Here is a 17,590-nt window from a genome sequence, read left to right as displayed (position 1 = left end):
TTAGCGGCATGGGAGGCTGCAATGGTAAAGTGGGTTTACACATTCGGGGATGGCAAGGCAGAAGGTTCTGCGGGGGATCGCAACCTTCTAGGCGGAAAAGGTGCAAATCTTGCCGAAATGTGCTCGCTTGGTTTGCCGGTTCCCCCAGGTTTTACAATCACTTCGGAAGTTTGCAGTTGGTTCTATGAACACGGGCGCAGCTATCCGGAAACACTTGCCAAGGAAGTCACGAAAGCGTTGGAGCACATTGCCGGTGTGACCGGGCGCGCCATTGGCGATAGTGAAAAACCTTTGCTGGTTTCCGTGCGGTCCGGCTCTCGTGCCTCCATGCCGGGAATGATGGATACGGTTCTCAATCTCGGTCTAAACGATGAGACCGTTGAAGCAATCGCACGCGAGTCAGGCGATCCAAGATTTGCCTATGACAGCTACCGGCGGTTTATCCAGATGTATTCCGATGTGGTCATGGGGCTCGATCATTCGGTTTTTGAAGAGATTCTCGAAGATACGAAAGCCAATCTGGGGCATGACGTCGATACGGCGCTTACTGCAGATGATTGGAAGAACGTCGTTTCGCAGTATAAGGCCAAGATCGAAGAAGAGCTTGAAGAACCTTTCCCGCAAGACCCGGAACAACAGCTCTGGGGTGCAATAGGCGCGGTCTTTTCGAGTTGGATGAATGCGCGCGCGGTCACATATCGACGTCTGCATAACATACCCGAAAGCTGGGGAACTGCTGTCAGCGTGCAGGCCATGGTTTTCGGCAATATGGGCGATAAATCGGCCACCGGTGTTGCCTTTACGCGAAACCCGTCAACGGGTGAAAAAAAACTCTACGGCGAGTTTCTGGTCAACGCTCAGGGCGAGGATGTTGTTGCGGGTATTCGCACGCCGCAGAACATTACCGAAGAAGCGCGTATCGCCGCAGGCTCCGACAAGCCCTCGCTGGAAAAGATCATGCCAGCGGCATTCGCTGAATTCTGTGCTGTTTCGGACGAGCTCGAAAAGCACTATACCGACATGCAAGACCTTGAATTTACTATTGAAAATGGTAAATTATGGATGCTGCAAACCCGCTCCGGCAAGCGCACGGCAAAGGCTGCGCTGAAGATCGCCGTAGAGATGGCCGACGAAGGTTTGATCAGCCGTGAAGAGGCGGTCTTGCGTATCGAACCCGCTTCGCTTGATCAATTGCTGCATCCGACAATCGATCCGAAGGCAAAGCGCGAAGTCGTCGGAACAGGCCTTCCTGCTTCACCTGGGGCGGCAACGGGCGAGATTGTCTTCTCGTCTGAAGACGCAGAACTGCTCAAAGCGGAAGGCCGTAAAGCCATTCTGGTGCGTATCGAGACCAGTCCCGAAGATATTCATGGGATGCATGCGGCGGAAGCGATTCTCACGACGCGTGGCGGCATGACCAGTCATGCTGCGGTGGTTGCACGTGGCATGGGGAAGCCCTGTGTTTCGGGCGCAGGAGCGCTTCGCGTTGACTATCGCAACGAGACATTGCTTGCCATGGGAGTCACCCTCAAAAAGGGCGATATCATCACGATTGACGGTGGAATTGGTCAGGTTCTGAAGGGCGCTGTGCCGATGCTTCAGCCTGAACTGTCAGGTGATTTCGGTAAGATCATGGAATGGGCGGATGGCGCGCGGCGCATGAAAGTTCGTGCCAACGCCGAGACGCCCAACGATGCGCGTACTGCGCGTTCCTTCGGCGCGGAAGGAATTGGGCTTTGCCGCACCGAGCATATGTTCTTTGAAGGCGAGCGCATTATTGCCATGCGCGAGATGATTTTGGCTGAAAATGAAAAGGGTCGCCGTACGGCTCTGGACAAGCTTCTGCCGATGCAACGTGCTGACTTCATTGAGTTATTTGAAATTATGCATGGCCTTCCGGTGACAATCAGGTTGCTGGACCCGCCACTGCATGAGTTCCTGCCGAAGACTGATGAGGAAATTGCCGAAGTTGCTGCGGCCATGAATATCAGCTCCGACAAGCTGCGGGAGCGAACGGAATCTCTGCATGAATTCAACCCGATGCTGGGACATCGTGGTTGCCGTCTGGCGATTTCCTACCCTGAAATTGCCGAGATGCAATCGCGGGCCATTTTCGAGGCGGCAGTAGAGGCAGGCAAGTCCACCGGGGCGCCCGTGGAACTGGAAATCATGGTTCCGCTGGTGGGCCTGCGGGCAGAGCTGGATTTCGTCAAGGCACGCATCAGCGCCGTCGCAGCGGACGTCATGAAGGAAGCCGATATCAAGATCAATTATCTGGTCGGGACGATGATCGAATTACCGCGCGCTGCAATCCGCGCTAATTCGATTGCTGAAGCTGCCGAGTTTTTCTCTTTTGGAACCAATGACTTGACGCAGACCACGTTCGGTATCTCCCGCGATGATGCGTCTTCATTCCTGATGACCTATCAGCTTAAAGGCATCATCGAACAGGACCCGTTTGTCTCGATCGATGTCGATGGTGTCGGTGAATTGGTACGGCTGGCAGCAGAGAAGGGCAGGGCTACACGCCCGAATATCAAGCTCGGTATTTGCGGCGAACATGGCGGCGATCCGGCATCGATTCACTTCTGCGACAGCGTGGGACTGGACTATGTTTCCTGCTCTCCGTTTCGTGTGCCGATAGCTCGTCTAGCTGCGGCGCAGGCATCTGCAAAACCCAAGCAAAAATAGGGGTTTATTGCCACAATTCCGCTCGTTTCCGGGCGCTAATCCGGCGCAGGCTCCTCTGCTTATGGCAATATCATGCGTATCATTTCAGTATTTTTTCTCACCTGCTCCATCACCCTGGCAGCGGGAGCGGCCAACGCGGGAAACCATCCGCATTTTGTCGAGCCACAACTATACATTGCAAAAGGCGGTGCAACTGCGCCGCAAGTGGCCCTGACGCTTGATGCCTGTTCGGGCCAGACCGATCAGCGGATATTGACTGCTTTGGTGGAAAACAGGATACCTGCAACGATCTTCGTTACCGGCCGATGGTTGAAGCGCAATGCCGTTTCCGTTGCCATCATGAAGGCGCATCCTGAGCTGTTTGAACTGGAAAATCATGGCCTTAGCCATATTCCAGCGATCGATAACCAGCCCTTGATGTTCGGACTTAAAACCGCCGGATCGATCCCTGCCATAAGGTCTGAGATCGAAGGCGGGGCAAATGCAATGCAGGCGGTCGCTGCCGGAAAGCCGATCTGGTACCGCGACGCGACCGCTCGCTATAGCGATAATGCAATCAAGCTCATTCATGAAATGGGGTACCGGGTTGCAGGCTATTCGCTCAACGCTGACATGGGCGCATCATTGCTTTCGGGCCAAGTGGAGAAGCGGATTTCCGCTGCGAAGGATGGCGATGTCATTATTGCGCACATCAATCAGCCAAGTCGGGCAGCAGGAGCAGGCGTTGTAAAGGGTATCCTCAGCCTGAAACAAAAAGGCTTCCATTTTGTACGCCTGAGCGATGTGGTCGAAAGCGAGAAGCCAATCGGCCCCAATGCCTGAATTCAACTAGGCACAACCAAAACACCACCCCAGATAGCGAATTTGCTGCGAAAAACGACGATTTTTCTTTGTCCCCCGGCGATTTCTGTCTGAAAAGATAACGAAACGCTGCAAGGCCGCGCCAAACCCGACAATTTCACTACAGAAACTTGTCTCGTGACTTGGTGACGTGGACCCGATGCGGCTCATCTTCATCTGCCCGTCATGAAAACATAAAACCGCGGACACAATGCACACCTAAGCGTTGTCGAGATTTTCATACCTCAACCCGAAATGGTGATGCCTCATGCGCTCAATTTCTTTTGCTTTTCTTATGTCCACCACTTTGATGATCATGCCGGTTCAAGCTGCTGAACAGGAGTTTCCAGCCAAGCTTGTTTCCCATGCAATCCTGCCTGCCAACACTTTGGTGAAGGCCCCGGAAAATGCGCCGGAACATTTGAAGGCAGCAGGCAAATTTACAACTGCTGATCGCAAACGCGCGGCAGAGCTTGGAACTGTGCCGGGTAACGACGGAGTGCGGCTTACCAATCTGTCCCTGCCATTTGACGGGCAGCCGGTTCAGGGTTTTTCGGGGATAAAGGCTATCGGCGATGGAACCTACTGGTCGCTATCCGATAATGGATTTGGAACGAAGCTGAACTCCGTCGATGCCATGCTGATGCTGCATCATCTGGCTTTTGACTGGGATAAGGGAACTGTTGAACGTAAGCAGACAATTTTCCTGAGTGACCCCGACAAGAAGGTGCCTTTTCCGATTGTGATGGAAGGCAGCGACACGCGCTATCTGACCGGCAGCGATCTCGATATCGAATCCATCCAGCCGGTTGCCGATGGTTTCTGGCTGGGCGAAGAGTTTGGGCCTTATCTGGTCAAGGTAACGCTTGAGGGCAAGGTAACGGATGTCATCGCAACTAAAGTTGGTGACAGGGATGTTCGCTCACCAGACAATCCTGCGATCAGCCTGCCAGCCAACCCGACACTCAAGAACCCGTCTTTCAATCTGAAGCGCTCCGGCGGCTATGAAGGCTTGGCGCAATCGAAAGATGGCAGCAAGCTATACGCTCTGCTGGAAGGCCCACTCTTCGGAGACGATGGCGCTGTTGAAAAAGTTGAGGACCAGCCAGCGCTGCGGGTTATCGAATTTGACGTTGTTGCGAAGAACTGGACAGGCCGCAGCTGGCTTTATCCGCTATCCGCAGGCGGCGAAGCCATCGGTGATTTCAATATGATCGATGATACGACAGCACTGGTGATCGAGCGCGACAATGGCGCAGGAACGGACGCAAAAGCTTGCCCTGATCCAAAAGCGCCAACACCGGATTGCTTCGACAAGCCATCCAAGCACAAGCGCATCTACAAGATTGAGATGACTGACGCCAACGTGGATAAAGCTGTTCGCAAGATCGGTTATATCGACCTGCTCAAGATCGCCGATCCGGACAACAAAAAGCGTCAGGGCGGCGGTGAAGGCTTCTACGACATGCCTTTCGTCACCATCGAAAATGTTGACGTTGTAGACGATACCCACATCATCGTTGGCAATGATAACAACCTGCCATTTTCAGCTGGCCGCGCTGTCGACAAGGCTGACGACAATGAATTTGTCATTCTGGAAGTTGGCGATCTGCTCAAGGCGAAATAGCCGGAACCGGGAATAATGATTGCCGCAGAGATCGGGCACAAATTGAGCTTCTGGACCGATTTCTGCGACAATGCATTCGGCTTTGAAAGCATTTTAATGCTGGCATAACTATAGTGCGTGGTTCGCCCTTCGGCAGGCTCAGGAGGCTCACCATGAGGAAGGACGCAGATTGCATGTACGCTCAAGCGGCTAGCAACCGGAAGGTCCTGCAACCTTCAACCTTCCTCATGGTGAGCCCCGTCGAACCACGCATAATACTAATGCAGTTATACAATCAGGCTTTGAATCAGCCGAAGGTCAAACCACGCAGCTAACGCACCACCGTCAGGCGGCTCCTATTCCAAAATAACAGTAGCCTCGACCTCAAAGAGCATCGGGTCGATTGCCAGCTTGGGGACAGGAATTAAAGTCTGCGCCGGTAGTGTCGCGCCGAACATTTCCTTGACGTTCCTCGTCAACACCTCAAGCTTTGACATGTCGTGGTCGACCACGAATATTGTGAGCTTGGCAACCTGATCCGGCTTGGCACCGAGCGCATCAAGTGCGGCGCCCAAATTTGCATAGGCCTGCTTAACCTGTACGGCGAAATCGGGCGACAAGGCTCCTGTATTGTCCTGACCTCCCTGTCCGGAGATATAGGCAACCCGGCCGCCACTTGGGGCAATTACCGCCGTGCTGTAACCATTCGGCGATGGATCGTAGAGGGTTTTCGGATTGACGATGGTCAGCTTGAGATTGTTCTCGCTCGCTGTTGTCGCAGTAGAAATTCCCATGGTCATGATAATTAGCCCTCCGATGAGCAGATGATTGATTGCGTGTGACATGATTTTCTCGTGGCTCTGAGGACTGCGAGTAATGTTTTCCGTGGCCCGGAATTGAACGCTAACCCATTGTCCATGTGATTGGATCGTACATTGTACGATTAAATTGCATCGTACGTCGTACGAGTCAATCGCTCAGCATCGACATTCGTAGTATTGTCGGCTTAAATCGCATTGTAATCAGTAGGGAAGATGGATGGCAGCCAAAAGCAACGGCGCGCAAAACAAACGGCCTCAGGGTAGAAGCGTACAACTCGAGTCCACGCCGGAACCGCGCGAGGTAGTGCCTCTTTCGCTTGAACGTATCGTGGCGACAGCGGTGGAACTGCTGGATGCTGAAGGACTTGATGGGCTGAAGATGCGCAGGCTGGCTGATCGCCTCGGCGCAGGCGCAATGAGCTTGTATTGGCATGTCGACAATAAAGAGAAGGTCCTCGATCTGGCGCTCGATTCGGTGCTCGGATATCGCGGACTGCTGCAAACGGTTGAACCTCATGACTGGCGCAATGAGGTGGTTTCAATGCTTGAAGATTGGCGTGCAAGTATGCTGCGCCATCCCTGGTCTGCATCGCTCTTACCGCGGCGGGCGCTTGGCCCGAACATGCTCGGTCGCCTGGAAATGCTGAGCAAGTCCCTGTCGGGAGCTGGCATAGCGGAAGCAAATTTGAACGTCGCGATATGGTCGCTGTGGAACTATGTGATGGGCGCAACCATCACCCGCGCAAGCTTCGACCTTTCGGAGGATGAAAGGGTGGCCGCACAACAGCAACTTGCAAGTCTCAGTGAACATTACCCGACAATCGCGGGCTCGCGTTTGCTTTTGGATGACGATTGGGACGGCACTTTCAGAAGAGGGCTGGACTTCCTGCTTGACGGTCTATCGCCAAGATGAGGCCGAAAGTGCATATATTGCCGAGAAGTATGGAGCAGGTTCAAGCCTGCCGGATGATTGTGCCGATGACATTGACGAGAAGGCGGGCGGCAGTCAGGGCGGTGAGGCCGTCAATATCGGCGGGAGGATAAAGCTCGACAAGATCAAATCCTGCGATCCTCGCCCGCATACCCACCCCTGCGATCAGGTCGATCACTTGCGTGTAGGTGAGGCCACCCGGCGTGCGCGCGGCGACACCCGGCATGATGCCCGGATCAAGGCCATCACAGTCAAGTGTGATGATAACCCGCGCTCCATCAGGAATATGCCGAAGAGCCGCTTCGACGCCTTGGGAGTGAACCTCCCGGGCGGTTACGATCCGGCTGCCATAGCTCCGTGCCGCTTCGATTTCGGAAAGCCGCGCACTGCCAACACCGCGAATGCCGACTTGCACGATCCCCGCGACATGCGTCATCTCGCTCGCCCGGCGCATTGGGTTTGAATAGCCGTGGCGTTCGCCATGCAACTCGTCACGCCAGTCGATATGGGCATCGATCTGCAATACCCAGACAGGCCCGTGATCCGAGAAGCCAGCGAGGAAGGGAATTGGCACGGAATCATCACCGCCAAGCAGGATCGGCACGGCTGACAACGCCAACACCTCTCGCGTTTTCGCTTCGATAAGCGCACGGTTGCCGGCATTGTCATGCATGATTGTCGGTATATCGCCCGCATCGACACAACAGTCCAGTTTGCCGTCGTACAGCGGACCACCAAGATCGAAATCCCAGTGCCCGATGAGTGAGGTTTCTTCCTGACTGGCAGCACGGATAGCTCCGGGAGCCAAAGCATAGCCGGTACTGTCCTTGCCGGGATAGGTGCTGCCATGGCCAGCGCCGAAAATGACCGCGCGAGGGGCGCGGCCATCTGTTAGGTGATCCGGAAAGCCGAGAAAGGAAGTCGAGGCGGTCATTTCCTGGTCCTGATGATCTAGGCGGCGCGCAGACCGCCCGTTGAGACATAGGCTTCAGTGTCTGCGAGAGCCAGTTCGAAGCGGTTGAACAACTCGTTCAGTTCGTCCTCGGTGATGATCATGGGCGGGCAGAATGCAATACTGTCACCAACAGCGCGCAGCACTGCGCCGTGACCTTCCAGAAAACGCGCAAGTGTGGGACCAACGGCATGAGCGGGATTGAATGAACGCTTGCTTGCCTTGTCGGCGACGAGTTCGACAGCGCCCATCAGGCCGCTATTGCGCACTTCGCCGACCAATGGATGATCCTTGACCTTGGCAAGCCGCGCCTCGAAAGTGGGGGTGAGGCCACGCACATAATCAACAATGTTTCGGCGCTGGTAAATCTCGATTGCCTTGACGCCGAGCGCGCAGCCGACCGGATGGCCGCCATAGGTGAAGCCATGACCGAACGTGCCGATCTGGGCACTGTGATCCACATAGGCCTGATAGATATCTTCCGGTACAAGCACTGCACCAAGCGGCGAATAGGCAGCGGTCAACTGCTTGGCAGCGGAAATGGTGGTTGGCGTCATGCCAACGCTCTGGCTGCCCCACCAGTTGCCGGTGCGTCCAAATCCATTGATGACCTCATCGGCAATGATCAGGATATCGTGCTCGCGCAGGATCGGCTCGATGGCAGCGAAATAATCTGCGGGGGGCACAAGCACACCGCCGGCACCCATGACAGGCTCTGCAATGAAAGCGGCAATTGTATCGGGTCCTTCCCGCTCGATCATGTCACGCAGCGATGCGGCAAGACGTGAGACGAATTCGGCTTCGCTTTCGCCCTCTTGGCCGAAACGGTAATAATGCGGGCAATCCGTATGCAGAATGCCTTCGACAGGCAAATCCCAACCCTTGTGATTGTATGGCAAGCCGGTCAGCGATGCCGCCATGATGGTCACGCCATGATAGGCTTTGACGCGGGAAATGATCTTCTTCTTTTTCGGGCGGCCAAGCGCATTGTTGTAATACCAGGCAAGCTTTACCTGCGTATCGTTCGCCTCGGAACCGGACGAAGTGTAGAAGACTTTCGAGATCGGTACCGGCGCAATTTCCTTCAGCTTTTCCGCCAGCTCGATTGCCGGCTCCATGCCCTTGCCACCGAAGAGATGGTAATAGGGCAGGGTTCGCATCTGTTCATTGGCGGCCTCAATCATCTCCTCGTCGCCGAAGCCCAGACCGGCGCACCAGAGACCGGACATGCCCTCGATATATTCCTTGCCTTGCGTGTCGTAGAGATAGACGCCCTTGCCATGCCCCATGACCAGCGGACCTGTTTCCTGCAATTTGTGGATTGGCGTGTAAGGATGGAGGAGTGCGTTTACATCGCGCTGCTGGACATTGGTAAGGGGGCGGCTGGTTGCCATTTTCTAACTCCGTTTATGGGATGGACGGAGATTAGCCTTAGTTGAATGAAGAGCAAGGGCTGGCGCGAAGAATCGAGAAAGACGATGCGGCGTTAGAGCAACGGCAGATCGGTATTGACATTGATAGCGGCTTTGTCTGCCGTTACGGAAAAACTGGTTCCATCATTACCCAGCGTTATGAAAACCGTTTGCTCGACAGAGCCATCTGAAACGGAGATAGCTGCGATACGCTGATATTCGCTGTTTTCAGGAGCCCTGATATTGAAAATCAATTTGCCGCCGACAAGTTCAACAGCCTTTTGCAATGCACCCTCGAAGCCATCGGTAACGATGTCCTGTGCGCCGAGCGCGAGTTCAACTTCTACAACTTCAAGCGAAACCGCTTTGCCAGTCTCAGGCATCATATCCGGCCTCGTCATGTTATCTTCTATCAGCGGTATGATCTCCGCATTCTGTGTCTACGCAAATCACTTGATTCGATCATGGCAGCAGTGTGCCATCCGATACACTCATAAAATGTAAACGGCTTAAACTTCCGGCATTTTGCCGTGCGAAAATGCAAATCTGAACTGTCATCAAGATTTTACAAATGCCCGTTAGACGGGGGTTTTTCATCAGCAAAGTTATTTATTTTTTCTATTTCAGGAGTGCGATTTTGAAACATCGTTTTTATCTATTGTTGCCGCTTGTGTTTATTGCCGGTTGCAACGGTTCCGATTCCAAATCCGATACAGCCGGCTCAACGTTCGAGACCGAAATCAAGACTCTCAAGGCTGACAACGAAAATCTGACCAAGCGGGTTGAGATTTTGACGCAAGCAAATGCGGATGAACAACGCAAACTCGCTGAACAGATCAAAACGCTCACCAGCGCTGTAAAACAGAATGAAATTCGCAACGTAAAGCTTGAACAAGAGCTTGATGAAGCCAAACAGAGTCTGGCGCTAGCCACCTCGGACGATCCGCTTCTGGAAAAAACAATCGCTGACCTTGAGGCTGAGTTGTTTAAAACAGGTAGCGAGAAGAGCGAACTTCAAAAAGAACTTACCGCCTCACTGAAAGTGATCAGCGACCCAGCGACCGGTCTGGCAGCACTGAAAAAGCAGATAGAGGATAATACTGCCCTCATCGCAACGCTGCGGGATGACAAGGCGGTTTTGGCGGAACAGGTAAAAGACCTCAAGAAAATTGATGTTGAAAAGACTGCCAGGGTCGGGGAACTCGAAAGGCAGATCACGCTTATAGGCGACGAGATTACTGCCGCTGGCAGTGCCAATGCCGCAGACCTGATTGCCAAGAAAACTGCTCTCGAAATCGAGAGGAATGAGCTGAAAACCGACAAAGAGAGACTTGAAACAAGGCTGGCTGAAACCACGAAAAAGCTTGAAGATCCGGCAACCGGTATCGAGGCACTGCAAGCCCAGATCGTTGACAACGGTAAGGTGATTTCCGACCTGCAAAACGACAAAGAAAAACTGGCGGTGCAGGTTGCCGAGCTTAAAACTGCCCTTGACGATAACCAGGCTGACAGAAATGCACTCAGGAAGAAGCTTGAAGACCTGACGATAGAGTTAGCCAAGCCCGGTGAAGATAATCCTGACCTTTTGAAGCAGGTGAAAGACATCAAAGCAACGCTCGCTGGCTTGGAAGTGTCGAAAGCCAATCTCGACAGCCTGCTTGCCGAGTCTGCAATTGCGCTTGAAAAGGCAAAAGCCGATTCTCTCGCGGATAAGGCCGCGCTGGCGAAAACAATCGCAGAAAACAAGGCAACGATTGATCAGCTCATGGCCGACAAGGGAACGCGCGATGCCGAAATTGCAGCGCTCAAGGCTGAGGCAGTCTCTCTACGCGAAGACCTTTGTAAATAATCCCATGCACTCGCCAATTTGGCTGCGTGGAAAGTAGTTTTCAAATATCGAATTCAGGAATAATCATGGACAGACGCAATTTCATCAAAATGCTTGGGCTAGCTGGCTCAAGCGCGGCAGCATATTCTGCCTGTTCCGCTTATATGAGCGAAGCATTGGCTAATTCTACATTGGTGACGGATTTGCTTACCGCCGATCCACACTGCGCGAAGGGTTCACTGGCGGATATTGAGCATGTGGTGATCCTGATGCAGGAAAACCGTTCTTTCGATCATTATTTCGGTACGCTGCGCGGTGTGCGTGGATTTGGCGACCCAAGGCCGATGAAATTAAAAAACGGCGAGCCGATCTGGCACCAGCCTCAACTCGAGTCGTTCTTTGATCCTTCTACGCCGACAATAAAACCCTATCGCCTGCCCAAAGGCGCAAATGCCGATACAGACGCGGGGGATGTTTTCTTGCAGGACCCGCCACATGGTTTTAGCGACGGTCTCGCTGCCTGGAACAATGGCCTTAGTGACAAGTGGATTCCGCAGAAAAAAATCGTAAGTATGGCCCATTATGTCGAGCCCGACATTCCACTCTACTTCCAGCTCGCGAAAGCTTTTACGATCTGCGATGCCTATCATTGTTCCGTCAATGGACCAACAGATCCCAATCGCTCCTATTTCTTCACGGGAACAAGCTATAGCCGAACCAGCAATGGGGATTTCAGTGGGCTTAACGTTGCGGACGATTCCTCGTCAAGGCCCAACTGGAAGACCTACCCGGAAAGGCTTGAAGAGCTTGAAGTTGAGTGGAAATTCTATCAGGACGGACTGACTTGGACGGATGACGCATTTAGCGGAAACTACGGTGACAACACGCTTGAATATTTCAGGCAATATCGAGGCACAAACAAACCGCTAAGCGAGCGGTCTGTCATCAACGTCAAGAACCAGACAATCAATTCCGTATTGCGGACAGAGGAAGGCAAGCCATCGCGATTCGAGCAGGATATAATCGATGACAAGCTGCCTGCAGTCTCGTGGATCGTGCCACCGGAAGCCTTTACCGAACACCCCAAATACCCGCCGCACTTCGGCGAGTTTTATTTGAGTGAAATCCTGCGTGCGCTTCTGGCGAACAAGGCAGTCTGGCATAAGACTGTTTTGCTCATAACTTATGATGAGAATGGTGGATTTTTTGACCATGTCCTGCCGCCAGTACCGCCGATGACTTCAAGCATTGGTGTGGTATCTCCGGGCATAAAATTAAGTGTTTCCGGAAGGGGCGGAGATTTCGATTCCGAAGCTTCTGCCGGTAAGCCGATTGGTTTGGGAATACGTGTGCCCATGCTTGTCATTTCACCATGGAGTTCTGGAGGACGTGTTTGCTCCGAAACATTCGACCACACATCGGTTATCCAATTTCTGGAAGCCTGGCATCAGGCAAGGGGGATTGATGCTCCCACGACCTTCGGGAACATATGGTCCTGGCGACAGGCTATTACGGGTGATTTGACCAGCGCATTTGATTTTGATCGTACGAAAGTCAAGCCAATGGACAAATTGGTGGATGCGATTCAGCCAACAAAGATATACTCACCCGGTGAGAGGCAGGTTGCAAAGAGCGCAGGCGCATATATTCCGGGCATTAAAGACGTGAACGCCGATCCGGATGCAGCCAGACCGGTTTCAGTCAAACAGGATCAGACGTCATGTGATCTCCTGCCTGTCGGCTATGACTTTCAAACACTTTGCGGTTTCACCGCTGACTCGCCACCGAAACTGAAAATCACATTCAGGAATCGCGGCCAGCTTGGCGCGTCATTTACGATTTTGTCCTATGACCGTAATGATGGCGGTTGGTTTGATAGCGTCGAAGGCGTCAAACAGGGTAGCGCACCAATCGACATTTTCGATGTCTGGAATATGAATATGAATAAGGTAAGTGGCTGGTCAAGCCAGCAATACTCTTACGCCGTTCATGGTCCCAATGGCTATCTGGCAGAATTCCGCGGAGAACTGCAAAGCGTCGGCGACAATCAGATAGCTCATCTTGCCGATGTCAAACCTTCCGCTGACGGCAAAACAATCGAGTTTATTTTTGGAAATTGGCCTTCAGCAAACGGCAAACTCAAGGCGGTCAGTGCATATACAGGCGAAGAGCGAACAATCGATAGCGGAGCAAAAGCCGTCTCGTTCGAGACGAAGGATGGCTGGTACGACATTTCATTTGTAGATGCGATCAATTCGTCAAAATATCTCCGCCGTTATGCCGGTCATGCGGAAAATGGCAAGATCAGCAGGACTGATCCTGCCATCGGTATGAAGTATGACGATACAAAGCGGGTTTATGTTTCCGTCGTGGCATAAGTCCATAGAGGCTTCCGCACCCTGAAGGGAGTGGAAGCCTTTTTCGATATGCTTGTATCGCCAGCAAAATGCGATTAGCTGTTGCATTCATTGATCGGAATTTTCAGGAAGCCATGCGACCGCAACACTCAAGCCAATGGCGTCGCCGCCATTCGATTTCAGCAAAATGGTCGGTTCGCATCGCGTTTCTCAGCCTTATACTTTTCGTGGTTGCGGGGCTGGGCCATCGCTTCGAGCAAATCGAGACGCCGGAATTCCTGTGGCTGCTCGCAATTGTCGCCGGGCTTGCATTGCTGGCGTTGCTGCTGGCGCTGAAGGGATTCACCAGCCTGTGGCGGCGCGGCGACCTCGGTTTTACCCGGGCCTTCTGGGGATCGATAATAGCGCTTGTGGTTCTGGTGCCCTTCCTGACCACTCTCTATCAGGTGATTGTGCTACCAAGTATTTATGACGTTTCGACGGATTTGACCGACCCGCCCGGACTGCTCGACACAGCTGCGCGGACAGAGCGCATGAACCCGGTCATCAATGATCAGGATAGCCGGAGCCTGCAAGCCAATGCCTATCGCGAGGTCACCGGCCGCCGCTATGATGGCTCTCCGGACCGGATTCTCACGGCGGTTAAAACTGTCATCGCCAATAATGGCTGGGTGATCGTCAGTCAGAAAGGTGAACCGGGCGAGACCGAGGAAATTCTGGTTGGTGTCGTGGCGCGGACGTGGCTTCTGGGTTTTACCAGCGATGTTGTCATTCGTTTGAGCGATGAAGGCGAAACAACCTACGTCGATATGCGCTCGGTTTCGCGCTACGGTACGCATGATCTTGGCGAGAATGCGGACCGGATCACCGCCTTCATGACGGCCCTCGACGCCGAGGTGCAAGGCGTGCAGCCGGAAGAGGAAACCACGGAAGTTCCTCCCGCCGATAATTCCTGATGCTCAAGTCCAGTAAACGCCATCAATTGCGGCATTACCCTCAGTCTGCACAATACCGCGCGCCACCATGTCTTCGAGATGAGCCAGCACCGACAGAGCCGCAGCGCCGTGCAGGCGTGGATCAGTATCGCGATAGATCGCTTTTACCATGGTCGCAATCGTGCGATCCCCGGCGCGAACCCTTTCCAGAATAGCGCGCTCGCGCATTTTGCGGTGTCCGCGCAGGCCCCGTACAAATGCTTTCGGCTTGGTGACAGCGCCGCCATGGCCGGGAAAATAAACCCGCGAATCGAGTTCCAGCATCACGTCGAGAGAGGCCATGTAGTCCGACATTGAACCATCCGGCGGGGCAACGATCGAGGTTGACCACGCCATGATGTGATCCGCCGAAAACAGAATTCCTGTATCTTCAAGAGCAAAAACCGCGTGGTTGGCAGTGTGTCCCGGCGTGTAAATCGTTCGCAACGCCCAGCCATCGCCATTGATGATCGTATTATTGGCGGCAATGATGTCCGGTACGAAGTCCGTGTCGGCGCTGGCGTCGAGCAGATTGACTTCGCCAATATGCAAGGGGCGTGCCGCACGGTGCGGACCTTCCGCCACAAGCAGGGCACCAAGTTCATCTTTCAGAATTGTTGCGAGCGGAGAATGATCGCGGTGCGTGTGGCTGACGAAAATATGGCTGACAGGGCGCCCGGCAATGGCGTTTAAAAGCGTCGCCTTATGTGCATCGTCAATCGGGCCGGGATCGATCAACGCCAGCGTGTCAGTGCCGACCAGATAGGAATTTGTGCCGTAAAAGGTGAACGGGCTCGGATTGTTCACCGTGATCCGATGGACATGGGGCGCAATATCCACCGCCTCACCATAATGCGGGGCAAATTTGCTATCGAAGGAAAGGGACATTGATTTTAGCTGACCTTTATGCGCCTCTAGGACTATTGCAGTGCGGGATGAACCCAAATATACCTTTCTCCCAGATGGCGAAAGCCAATACGGAGGATAGATCATGATCACTGCACAAACCCGCTCTTTGGCCGAAACATTCCAACCTGAAGGCCAATTGGCCAAGGCCGTCTGGTTTGTAACGCTTGCTTTCGTCGGTACAGCCTTGCTGACGCTTTCGGCCAAAACCAAAGTGGACATGGTTTTCGTCAACGTGACGATGCAGACTTTCGCAGTCTTCGCAATTTCCGCGGCTTATGGCTCGCGTCTCGCGGTCGCCACCATAGCTCTTTACCTGCTTGAAGGCGCGCTCGGCATGCCGGTGTTCACAGGCACGCCGGAAAAGGGCATCGGACTTGCCTATATGGTCGGACCGACAGCCGGTTACCTTCTGGCTTACCTCGTTGCAGCATGGGTTGTCGGTCGTGCGGCGGATAAGGGTTTTGCCCGCAACGCCATTTCAATCGGCCTTTCGATGCTAGCCGCAGAAGTGATTATTCTCGGCATGGGTTTCCTGTGGATGGCTTATCTCTTCGGCTTTGAAAAAGCATTCGCTTACGGCGTTGGCGCCTTCATCATCGGTGACTTGCTAAAGCTGGCATTGGCCGCCGCTGCTGTTCCGGCACTTGGATCGTTGCTCAAGCGCCGCTGATAGCTGCTTGTCGGGATATCCGCGTAATCTGACAGGCTATGGCCGCAATACGCCCGACCCAAAGTGGCCGGGCGGCGCCAAGCTGGCTGTACAGTTTGTCGTGAATTACGAGGAGGGCGGCGAAAGCTGCATCCTCGATCAGGACCCGGCATCCGAAAACCTTTTGTCTGAGATTGTCGGGGCACAGGCTTGGCCCGGCCAGCGCAATCTCAACATGGAATCCATCTACGAATATGGTTCGCGCGCCGGTTTCTGGCGCTTGTGGCGCATGTTCACCCGACGCAACATGGCGGTGACCGTTTATGGCGTGACGCTTGCCATGGCACGCAATCCGGAAGCTGTCGCCGCGATGAAAGAGGCTGATTGGGAAATCGCCAGCCACGGCCTGCGCTGGCTGGAATACAAGGATTTTCCTGAGGCAACAGAGCGCGAGCACATTCTTGAAGCTGTGCGCCTGCATACGGAAATTACCGGATCGCGACCGCTCGGTATTTATCAGGGCAAGCCATCGGACAATACGCTGAAGCTTGTCATGGAAGAGGGTGGCTTCGTCTATTCCGCCGATAGCTATGCGGATGAATTGCCCTATTGGGTCGATGGTCCGAAGGGCCCGCATCTGATCGTGCCCTATACGCTCGATGCAAATGATATGCGTTTTGCCACGCCGCAGGGTTTCAATTCCGGCGACCAGTTTTATTCCTATCTCAAGGACACGTTCGACGTGCTCTACAGGGAGGGGCAGGAAGGTGCACCGAAGATGATGTCTGTCGGATTGCATTGCCGGTTGGTGGGGCGTCCGGGTCGTGCTGCCGCGCTGGAACGCTTTCTCGACTATGTTCAGCAGCACGAAGATATCTGGGTTGCGCGCCGCATCGATATAGCAAGGCATTGGCATGAACATCATCGCCCTTGAGGTTCAGCCACTCAGCAAGGCGGCTTTCGCACCCTTCGGTGATGTGATCGAAACAGCGGATGCAGAGCTTCGCCTGATCAATGGCGGCACAACGGAACGCTATCACGACCTTGCGAAAGTCGAGGTAACGGGCGAACAGGCGCGCGTTCTGGTCAATATTTTCCGGGGTCAGTCTTTCACGCCGCCAATTGATATTACAATGCTTGAGCGCCATCCGCTTGGCAGCCAAGCATTCTATCCGTTGCAAAACCGGCCGTTTTTAGTGGTGGTCGGCGAAGATAAAGGCGGAAAGCCCGGAAATCCGGTGGCATTTCTTGCGCAAGGCAATCAAGGCGTGAACTACCATCGCAATGTCTGGCATCACCCGCTGATATCGCTGGAGGCGACTTCGGATTTCATGGTGGTAGATCGCGGCGGCGAGGGGAATAATCTGGAAGAGTATTTCTGGCCGGATAGTGTTTTCAGGATTGGGCAATTTAGTTAGCTGCTGTTGCATAATGCGTGGTTCGCCCTTCTACAAGCTCAGGACGCTCACCATGAGGAAGGTTGGCGCTGGCAAGGAGCCCAGTTTTGAGACGTTGCCGGTAAATCTTGCAGTCTACAACCCTCCTCATGGTGAGCCCCGTCGAACCACGCATTATATTACTGCAAGTGTGTACGGTTAAGAACCGGAGGGCGAACCACGC

15 protein-coding genes are annotated in these 17,590 nt (G+C 53.7%); 10 read left to right on the top strand and 5 right to left on the bottom strand.

Annotated features, from left to right (window positions below; genetic code table 11):
* Window positions 1-21: 21 nt before the first annotated feature.
* From ppdK to ABKW30_RS26200, 3 genes are all read left to right on the top strand, one after another.
* The gene (gene ppdK, locus ABKW30_RS26210; protein ID WP_348601889.1) at window positions 22-2,691 is read left to right on the top strand and encodes a pyruvate, phosphate dikinase; all 2,670 of its coding nucleotides are present in this window, start codon (window positions 22-24) and stop codon (window positions 2,689-2,691) included.
* A 72-nt stretch (window positions 2,692-2,763) separates the two neighbouring features.
* Window positions 2,764-3,513 (top strand): polysaccharide deacetylase family protein, encoded by a 750-nt coding sequence (locus ABKW30_RS26205; protein WP_348601888.1) that lies wholly within the window; start codon window positions 2,764-2,766, stop codon window positions 3,511-3,513.
* Window positions 3,514-3,826: 313 nt separating this feature from the next.
* Window positions 3,827-5,158 (top strand): esterase-like activity of phytase family protein, encoded by a 1,332-nt coding sequence (locus ABKW30_RS26200; protein ID WP_348601929.1) that lies wholly within the window; start codon window positions 3,827-3,829, stop codon window positions 5,156-5,158.
* Between the two features lie 335 nt (window positions 5,159-5,493).
* On the opposite strand, the gene ABKW30_RS26195 is transcribed toward ABKW30_RS26200, so the two are convergent.
* Window positions 5,494-5,982 carry a RidA family protein gene (locus ABKW30_RS26195; protein ID WP_348601887.1) on the bottom strand — a complete coding sequence of 163 codons (489 nt, stop codon included), beginning with the start codon at window positions 5,980-5,982 and terminating at the stop codon, window positions 5,494-5,496.
* 193 nt (window positions 5,983-6,175) lie between these two features.
* Here ABKW30_RS26195 and ABKW30_RS26190 point away from each other — a divergent pair, with 193 nt between their 5' ends.
* Window positions 6,176-6,871: a TetR/AcrR family transcriptional regulator C-terminal domain-containing protein gene (locus ABKW30_RS26190; protein WP_348601886.1), complete on the top strand. Its 696-nt coding sequence runs from the start codon at window positions 6,176-6,178 to the stop codon at window positions 6,869-6,871.
* Between the two features lie 40 nt (window positions 6,872-6,911).
* Here the strand turns inward: ABKW30_RS26190 and ABKW30_RS26185 are convergent, their stop codons facing one another.
* From ABKW30_RS26185 to ABKW30_RS26175, 3 genes are all read right to left on the bottom strand, one after another.
* Window positions 6,912-7,823 carry an agmatinase gene (locus ABKW30_RS26185; RefSeq protein WP_348601885.1) on the bottom strand — a complete coding sequence of 304 codons (912 nt, stop codon included), beginning with the start codon at window positions 7,821-7,823 and terminating at the stop codon, window positions 6,912-6,914.
* A gap of 17 nt (window positions 7,824-7,840) precedes the next feature.
* Entirely contained in the window at window positions 7,841-9,235 is a 1,395-nt protein-coding gene (locus ABKW30_RS26180; protein ID WP_348601884.1) for an aminotransferase, read from the bottom strand.
* Window positions 9,236-9,327: 92 nt separating this feature from the next.
* On the bottom strand, window positions 9,328-9,654 hold the full coding sequence (locus tag ABKW30_RS26175; RefSeq protein ID WP_348601883.1) for a hypothetical protein: 327 nt from the start codon (window positions 9,652-9,654) through the stop codon (window positions 9,328-9,330).
* A gap of 236 nt (window positions 9,655-9,890) precedes the next feature.
* Between ABKW30_RS26175 and ABKW30_RS26170 the strand changes: the two genes are divergently transcribed.
* The 3 genes from ABKW30_RS26170 (at window position 9,891) to ABKW30_RS26160 (ending at window position 14,394) form a co-directional block, all read left to right on the top strand.
* The gene (locus ABKW30_RS26170) at window positions 9,891-11,102 is read left to right on the top strand and encodes a hypothetical protein (protein WP_348601882.1); all 1,212 of its coding nucleotides are present in this window, start codon (window positions 9,891-9,893) and stop codon (window positions 11,100-11,102) included.
* Window positions 11,103-11,167: 65 nt separating this feature from the next.
* Window positions 11,168-13,459 carry a phospholipase C, phosphocholine-specific gene (locus tag ABKW30_RS26165; protein ID WP_348601881.1) on the top strand — a complete coding sequence of 764 codons (2,292 nt, stop codon included), beginning with the start codon at window positions 11,168-11,170 and terminating at the stop codon, window positions 13,457-13,459.
* Between the two features lie 113 nt (window positions 13,460-13,572).
* Window positions 13,573-14,394, top strand: a complete 822-nt coding sequence (locus tag ABKW30_RS26160) for a DUF1499 domain-containing protein (RefSeq protein WP_348601880.1) — start codon at window positions 13,573-13,575, stop codon at window positions 14,392-14,394.
* A gap of 3 nt (window positions 14,395-14,397) precedes the next feature.
* On the opposite strand, the gene ABKW30_RS26155 is transcribed toward ABKW30_RS26160, so the two are convergent.
* Window positions 14,398-15,300: an MBL fold metallo-hydrolase gene (locus tag ABKW30_RS26155; RefSeq protein WP_348601879.1), complete on the bottom strand. Its 903-nt coding sequence runs from the start codon at window positions 15,298-15,300 to the stop codon at window positions 14,398-14,400.
* 103 nt (window positions 15,301-15,403) lie between these two features.
* Here ABKW30_RS26155 and ABKW30_RS26150 point away from each other — a divergent pair, with 103 nt between their 5' ends.
* Genes ABKW30_RS26150 through ABKW30_RS26140 form a run of 3 tightly spaced genes read left to right on the top strand, consistent with a single transcriptional unit; the run spans window position 15,404 to window position 17,388 of the window.
* Window positions 15,404-15,991 (top strand): biotin transporter BioY, encoded by a 588-nt coding sequence (locus tag ABKW30_RS26150; protein WP_348601878.1) that lies wholly within the window; start codon window positions 15,404-15,406, stop codon window positions 15,989-15,991.
* Between the two features lie 7 nt (window positions 15,992-15,998).
* Complete coding sequence (gene puuE / locus ABKW30_RS26145; RefSeq protein ID WP_348601877.1) at window positions 15,999-16,904, top strand: allantoinase PuuE; 906 nt, start codon at window positions 15,999-16,001, stop codon at window positions 16,902-16,904.
* Window positions 16,885-17,388 (top strand): ureidoglycolate lyase, encoded by a 504-nt coding sequence (locus ABKW30_RS26140; protein WP_348601876.1) that lies wholly within the window; start codon window positions 16,885-16,887, stop codon window positions 17,386-17,388. Before puuE ends, ABKW30_RS26140 begins: the two co-directional genes overlap by 20 nt.
* Window positions 17,389-17,590: the final 202 nt, after the last annotated feature.

It is taken from the genome of Phyllobacterium sp. SB3 (assembly GCF_040009165.1).
In the GTDB taxonomy this organism is placed as follows: domain Bacteria; phylum Pseudomonadota; class Alphaproteobacteria; order Rhizobiales; family Rhizobiaceae; genus Phyllobacterium.
The sequence above is the reverse complement of the archived record's forward strand: the minus strand, read 5'-3'. Positions and strand labels throughout refer to the sequence as shown.